Below are 6703 nucleotides of genomic sequence, written 5' to 3'. Positions count from 1 at the left end.
CCCCCTGCCCGTCCTGCCCGTACGCTCCACCCCGCTACCCGAGATCGCCCTGCTCATCGGCGACGCCAACGACCGCATCGGCCAACAGGGCTACCAACTCGACGTCACCCGCCGCGGCGTGACCATCCGCGCCAACACCCCCGCCGGGCTGTTCGCCGGCACCCAGACCCTGCGCCAACTGCTCCCCGCCGAGATCGAGGCACCCCACCGGCAACGCACCACCTGGACAATCCCCGGCGGACGAATCATCGACTACCCACGCTTCGCCTACCGAGGCGCCATGCTCGACCTCGCACGCCACTTCCACACCGTCGACGACATCACCGCCTACGTGGACCTGCTCAGCCAGTACAAAATCAACTACCTGCACCTGCACCTCACCGACGACCAGGGCTGGCGCATCCAGATCGACTCCTGGCCCCGCCTCACCACCATCGGCGGCGGACCCGGCACCGGAGTCGACGGCGTCGGCCCCGGATACCTCACCAAGGCCGACTACAAGGCCGTCGTCGCCTACGCCGCAGCCCGACACATCACGATCATCCCCGAGATCGACATGCCCGGGCACACCAACGCCGCCCAGTCGACGTACCCCGAACTCAACTGCGACGGCGTCGCACCGCCCCCGCGCACCGACATGGCGGTCGGCTACAGTTCCCTCTGCATCAACGACGAACTCACCTACCGATTCGTCGAGGACGTCATCCGCGAACTCGCCGCCATCACCCCCGGACCATTCCTGCACGTCGGCGGCGACGAAGCCCACGCGACCACCGACGAGGACTACCGCACCTTCATGAACCGGGTCCTGCCCCTGGTCGCCAAGTACGGCAAGCGCGCCTCCGGCTGGAACGAGATCACCCAGGCCGACCCGCCCACCGACGTCGTCGCCCAGTTCTGGGGCACCGGCACCACCAACGCCAGCCTCGCCGCGGCCGCCGCCCGCGGCAACAAGATCATCATGTCGCCGGCGAACAAGACCTACCTGGACATGAAGTACGACGCCAACACCCGCCTCGGCCTACGCTGGGCCGGCCTGATCGAGGTGTCCGACGCATACGGCTGGGACCCCGCCACCCGAGTCACCGGAGTCGGCGAGAACGCCATCCTCGGCGTCGAGGCCCCCCTGTGGTCCGAAACGCTGCGCACCCTCGACGACATCGAATACATGGCCTTCCCCCGCCTGCCCGCGATCGCCGAACTCGGCTGGTCCACCTCCACCAGCCACGACTGGGAATCGTTCCGGACCCGACTGGGGGAGCAGGCACCCCGCTGGCGACTGCAACAGGTCGACTTCTACCCGTCCCCACAGGTGCCCTGGCTCTGAGCCGTACCGTTCGTGGGCACCGGCCGTTTCGGCCGGTGCCCACGAACGATCAGCGACCGCAGACGGTGTCCAACACCGTCAGTACCGGGTCCAGAGCCGCCCCAATCTCGCCGGGCATGAGACGTTGGAGCCCACCGCCTACTCCAGCGAGGACTCCCGCATGCACCTGGCCTTCGACCAATCAGCGGACACCGGACCAGCGGTGGTGTGCCTACCCATGTTCAGCATGAGCCGCGCCGCCACGGCCACCGCGTTGCGCCCCGCCCTCGCCGGCACGGGCCTACGCGAGATCTACCTGGACCTGCCCGGCCACGGAGACACCCCCGCACACTGCCCACCCACCTCCCAAGCGATGCTGGACACCGTCTGCGCCTGGCTCGACCAGCACACCGACGCGCCAACCCTGCTCGCCGGCGGCTCCTACGGCGCGTACCTGGCCGCCGGCGTCGCCCGCCAACGACCCGACCTCGTCCGTGGCCTGCTCCTCGTCTGCCCCGGTGTCACCATCGCCCGCCACAGCCGGGACCTGCCCGACGACCCACCACTCGAAGCGCCCACGGGCTGGCTCGACGCCGCCCCCACCGCCCTGCACGCACACCTCGACGCCGCCCTGGGCCACCGCACCCCAGCCGTCGTCGCGACGGTGCTCGCCGCACTGAACTCCGGCGGCCCCGGTGACCCGACGTTCCAACAGGCGTTGCAGAGCGGCCCCGACTACGCGCTACCCGACGAGAACGCCGACGTCGTCTTCGACGGCCCGGTCAGCGTGATCACCGGCCGACAGGACCGAATCGTCGGCTACGCCGACCAGTTCCGCGCCATGCGCCACTACCCGCGTGGCACCTACACCGTGATCGACGCGGCCGGACACTACCTCCCGTACGAACAACCCACCCTGCTGCGATCGCTCACCCAGGACTGGCTACGCCGCACACCGGGCATCCCAGCGGCCTGACACAGCGCCGACAGGGGAGTGTATCGGCACTGATCTATCCCGCATCGCGGCCCGGACCAAGGCCACGCGGTAAGCGACGACACGCTCCAGACATCGGCAGATCCGCCGGAGCGAGTTACGCCGTGAGGTCAGCGGCGTTTGATGCGTACCCCGTCCGGGATCGCGGTATCGGCGAGCTCAACGCTTCGCGGGAGATAAACAGTCATGCGTTTTCCGCGCAGTGGCGTCAGGTCGAGCCCTGGCGCCGAGTCCATGATCCAGAGTCCCTTGAGCTCCGTCAGCCCGACGAGCGGAGTGAGGTCGAACAGGTGTTCGCTGTTGCCGATGCTCAGCCAACCAAGCTGAGACAGCCCGGCCAAGGGACTCAGGTCGGTGACGGATGTCCCGTCAATCACCAACTCGGTCAGAGTGTCGATCGAGGCCAGCGGGGCCAGGTCGGACAGCCATGTGCAAGCGCTCAACGACAGGTAGATGACCCTGTTCAGCTGACGGAGTTTCACCGCCAGCTCATGAATCCCGCCGACAGGCCCCTCGTCACTGTAAAGCGCCAACTGCGTCAGGCTCTGCAAAGAATCGAGCATCGCTGGATCCCATGGCGAGACTGGATTGACATTCAGATATCTCAGCGCGGGGAGGTCAGCGAGATGACCTCCACTGACCTCCACTCCATCCACAGTGAGCCATTCCAGCTGCCTCATGCAGGTGAGGGCGGTGAGGTCCTGGTCGGGTGCAAGGCCCCACAAGGACAGGTAGGTGAGCTTGGGCAACCCTCGCAGCGATAAGAGATTCAACAGCTGCTGACCGGCGCGCAACCAAATGACCTCCAGGTCGAGCTTCCTGGCCAGATGCTCAAGGTCGCCAACGACCCCACTCGCGCTCAGGCTGACCTCGGTCAGATGCGGCACGTCCGACAGCTGGGCCAGGTCCACCTTCTGGTCGCTGCGGAAGACCGTCTTGGCGAGGTGACGCAGCCGGGGCAGCGCGGGGAGCAGGGTGGCATTGCGGATCGTCACCTCGCCACCGTCAAGAGGGGCATCAGCGAGGACCCTGCCGGCATAGTCGATGGGGTCGAAGTACTCCCACGCCGTGATGAGCTGCTGCTGCACGCGAGGGCGCGGGTCGGTGCCGTAGCGGGCGAGGGTCGCGAGCGCATCGGGACCATTGACCAGCGCCACAGCCCTCACCGTGGCGGCGGCCTGGGCCTCACTCAACGTGCTGAGATCCGCCGGCAGCTCGGCGAGCAGCGGTTCTCCGACGGCCGCCAGGGACCGGGCTTCGGCGACGGACCGGGGCAGCAGCTCACGCAGGTGGGAACGGATTCGGGTGAGGACCTCCGGCTCGACCGCTGGCGCGGTTTCCAGGCACGCCGCGGCGAGCAGCCGCAACCTTCGGGCCTGCTTCGGTCGCTCGCCGGCGAGCGTGAGCAGGCCGGCGAGGAGCTGCCTGCGGATCGGCGCGTTGGCGTGACCGGCGGCCAGAATGATGGTTTCGCGCCAGGTGTCGAGATGGGCGTGCTCAAGGAGGGCACCGGTGTGCCCCTGGTCGGCGGCCTCCCGGGCAGCCAGGTATTCCTGAAAGGTGCGATGGACGAAGTCGATGCGGTCGGGCACCGGCTCACGCAGGACCCCACTGCGTTGGATCATGTGCTCGAGCACGGCGGCGACGGGGGCGGTGATGTGCCGGATCCCGGCCAACCGATGCTCGAAGCGCTGTGTCGCCTCGGCGCGGGTGAGCTCGGTGCGGCTGTTCTGGGTCATCCACCAGGCGACCTCCTGCAACAGCTGCGCCTGGTCGCGGCTGGTCAGTTCCGGCAGCGCGGTGGGGACGCCACGTTGGGAGTCGCGGCGGTGCAGCAGCATGTCGATGGCAGCCTGGTAGATGTCCATCCGGTTGCGGGGCAGGTTGCTGTCCCGGTCCAGGTTCAGCGCGCACAGCATCGCGCAGAGCAGCGGGCTGCCGGCGAGGTTCTGCAGGTGGGCGCTGCCGTCGAGTTGGGCGAGCAGCCGCTGTTCGTAGCCGGGCAGCAGATGGGGTTCGCAGGGCAGGTCGGCGGCGCGCCGGACGGCCTCGTGCCAGTGCCGGATCAGCGCCTTGACGTCGGCCGGCCCCATCCGCTCCAGAAACACCGAGGTGAACCCCTCGGTGTCCAGCCACCGGGCCGACGCGGCAGCCGGCCGGGAGGTGACCACGACCCGCAGGTCCGGGTAGGCGGACAGGAGGCCGTGCAGCCAGTCACGGACCGTCCGCCGTTGGCCTTCGGGTACCTCGTCGACGCCGTCGACCAACAGGATCGCCCCGGTGCCGAGTTGACGGTGCACCCAGCCGGGAGGCATCAGCCCGGCGATCGTGGCGGCGATCAGGTCGAGGAAACGTTCCGGGGGAGGTAACGGCTGGGCGACGTGGTCACGCAGCCGGATCAGAAACGGGGTGCGCCCGTTCCAATCGTCGAGTTCTCCGGTGAACCCGTGCCGGGCCGCGGTGACCGCGATCCACTGCATCAGAGTGGTCTTGCCGGAGCCGGCGTCACCACGCAGCAGGACCCGCGCCGCATCGCCAAGGGCCTGCTCGGCCCGTACCGACGCGCTGTCACCGCCGCCGTCGGAGCGCAGCAGGCCGGGACCCCAGCGGAACCCGCCGCGGCGCAGGCTACGGGTGGTGCCGCCGGTGACGGCCAGGCTGATGTACGCGATGCTCAGCGGGGTACGCAACCGGTAGCGGTGCACGTCGACGCCGAACAGTTCCAGATGATCCAGCACGGTGAGCAGATGGGCCAGGTACCGGGTCCGGAACTGGGCGTCGTGACTGGTCCCGGTAGGGGCGTCCAGGCTGGTCACCGGTAGCCGGGCCAGGACCTCCGTCAGGCTGTCGGCCACCGCGGACAGCCGTTCCAGGGTCTGCACGGTGGCGCGTCCCTGGAACGGGGGGAGTTGCACGACCAACTGGGTCAGGCAGGTGCAGCACTCGTCGAGGACCCTGCCGTACAGGTGAACTGCCGCCTCACTCAGGCCCGCCCGCGCGGGAATGTCGGGCAGTTGTCGGCGCAGTCGGGTGGCCATCAGCGCGGGGTCGACATCGTCGGCGAACACCGCGGCGTCGGACAGGTCCGCGTCGCGCAGCGTGTCGGCCACCGCGTTCAGAGCGGCGGCGATCTCGTTGTCGGGCAGCGCCGGCTCCCGGCGGCGAACCAGCGGCTGGAGGCGTTCGTAGACGGTGTCGACGATGTCGTCCAACCGCCGGCCCGCCCGGCGCAGGCCGAGGTCATCGGTGATCCCGGAGCCGATCAGCTCGATGAGCGGCGTCTCACGTTCCCGGTGTTCCCGGCGGCGTCCCAGCCACCGTTTCACCGCCGGTGTCACCACCGAGCCGGCCAGGCGCAGCAACGCCGTCTCGACCATCCCCACGCCGCGTCTCCTCCTGGTCTTGTGAGGTCTGACTGGTGCGCGTGCCAACAGCTCACAGCGATCACTGATGAAGCTACGTCGCGCAGAGATTCATGGCTGTCCACTGTCCAGTCGTTTCGCGGCGATTCGATAATGCACATTATGTAAAGTAGGCCGATCTGACGGTCCCCTCGGCAGCGGTTCAGTCGCGCGTCAGGCCGGGCGGACACGCGTCCTCGTCCGGCTCGATGAGGCGCGCGTTGACCAGCGGGTTGCGCCGCAGTCCCGCGAGCAGGTCGGCGCTGGCGCCGATGTCGGTCCAGGTGTCATCCCACAGGGCGGAGACGAGCCAGGAGCGATCCGCCGGGAAGAACAGGTCGGGCAGCGCCCCGTCGCCGCGCAGGTGCCCGGTACGCCAGGTGAGAGCCTGCTCGGGTCCCGCCTCGACCAGCACGTAGGACCACCCCCAGTAGAGGGTCACCGTCGCCGCGCCCGGGAAGACGATGTCGTGCGCCCCGGTGTCGAGGTAGCCCAGCCACCACTGTTGCTCCGGGGTACGCGCTACCAGCTCGTCGACGACGGCACGTTCGTGGACGTGGACACCGACGCCGCCCGGCGGGTGGAAGGTGGCGTACGCCTCGTAGACCGGCGGGATGGCCGTGGTGATCGACAGGCCCTGCGTGGTGTGGCCGGCGATCCAGGCGACGTCATCGGCTGTCCCGATCCGCCAGCTCCGCCCGTCCCTGTCGAATCGGGCGGGACGCGTCCCGCCCGATTCCACGCCCGCGCCCTGACGTCCGGGAACCGCTGCGGGCGACGGGTGCGGCGCCCAGCCGGGTCGGCCGGCGTTCGACCACTGATGCCCTGTCGGGCACACCCAGGCGGTGGGCTCGGCGCAATCCTCGTACCAGGTGGGGCTGCCTCGTCGCCCGCACTCCGGGCAGGTGGCGGCGGGCCTCATGTCCGGCAACGATACGTGCCTCGTGCCCCTCTCCCCCCGCTTCCCGGGAACGCGAAAATGCTGCATAATATCCCTTATGC

The 6703-nt window shown here is 69.0% G+C and carries 4 protein-coding genes; 2 read left to right on the top strand and 2 right to left on the bottom strand.

Features of this window, described 5'->3' with window-relative positions; all coding sequences use genetic code 11:
• Both DLJ59_RS00975 and DLJ59_RS00970 read left to right on the top strand, forming a co-directional pair.
• Positions 1–1327, top strand: a 1327-nt coding sequence (locus DLJ59_RS00975) for a family 20 glycosylhydrolase (RefSeq protein ID WP_124770632.1), incomplete at its 5' end; no start/stop codon positions are given.
• Positions 1328–1451: 124 nt separating this feature from the next.
• The gene (locus DLJ59_RS00970) at positions 1452–2282 is read left to right on the top strand and encodes an alpha/beta fold hydrolase (protein WP_244235772.1); all 831 of its coding nucleotides are present in this window, start codon (positions 1452–1454) and stop codon (positions 2280–2282) included.
• A gap of 128 nt (positions 2283–2410) precedes the next feature.
• Here DLJ59_RS00970 and DLJ59_RS00965 read toward each other — a convergent pair whose 3' ends face one another.
• On the bottom strand, positions 2411–5677 hold the full coding sequence (locus DLJ59_RS00965) for an NACHT domain-containing protein (RefSeq protein WP_244235773.1): 3267 nt from the start codon (positions 5675–5677) through the stop codon (positions 2411–2413).
• A 187-nt stretch (positions 5678–5864) separates the two neighbouring features.
• A complete protein-coding gene (locus DLJ59_RS37150) occupies positions 5865–6443 on the bottom strand; it encodes a hypothetical protein (RefSeq protein WP_244235771.1) in 579 nt (192 codons plus the stop codon).
• Positions 6444–6703: the final 260 nt, after the last annotated feature.

The sequence above is a fragment of the Micromonospora inaquosa genome, assembly GCF_003857055.1.
Lineage (GTDB): Bacteria > Actinomycetota > Actinomycetes > Mycobacteriales > Micromonosporaceae > Micromonospora > Micromonospora inaquosa.
The sequence above is the reverse complement of the archived record's forward strand: the minus strand, read 5'-3'. Positions and strand labels throughout refer to the sequence as shown.

Bases quoted from the DNA above. Each gene is read 5' to 3' on its own strand.
- DLJ59_RS00965 (WP_244235773.1), bottom strand. From the start codon at position 5,677: ATGGTCGAGACGGCGTTGCTGCGCCTGGCCGGCTCGGTGGTGACACCG.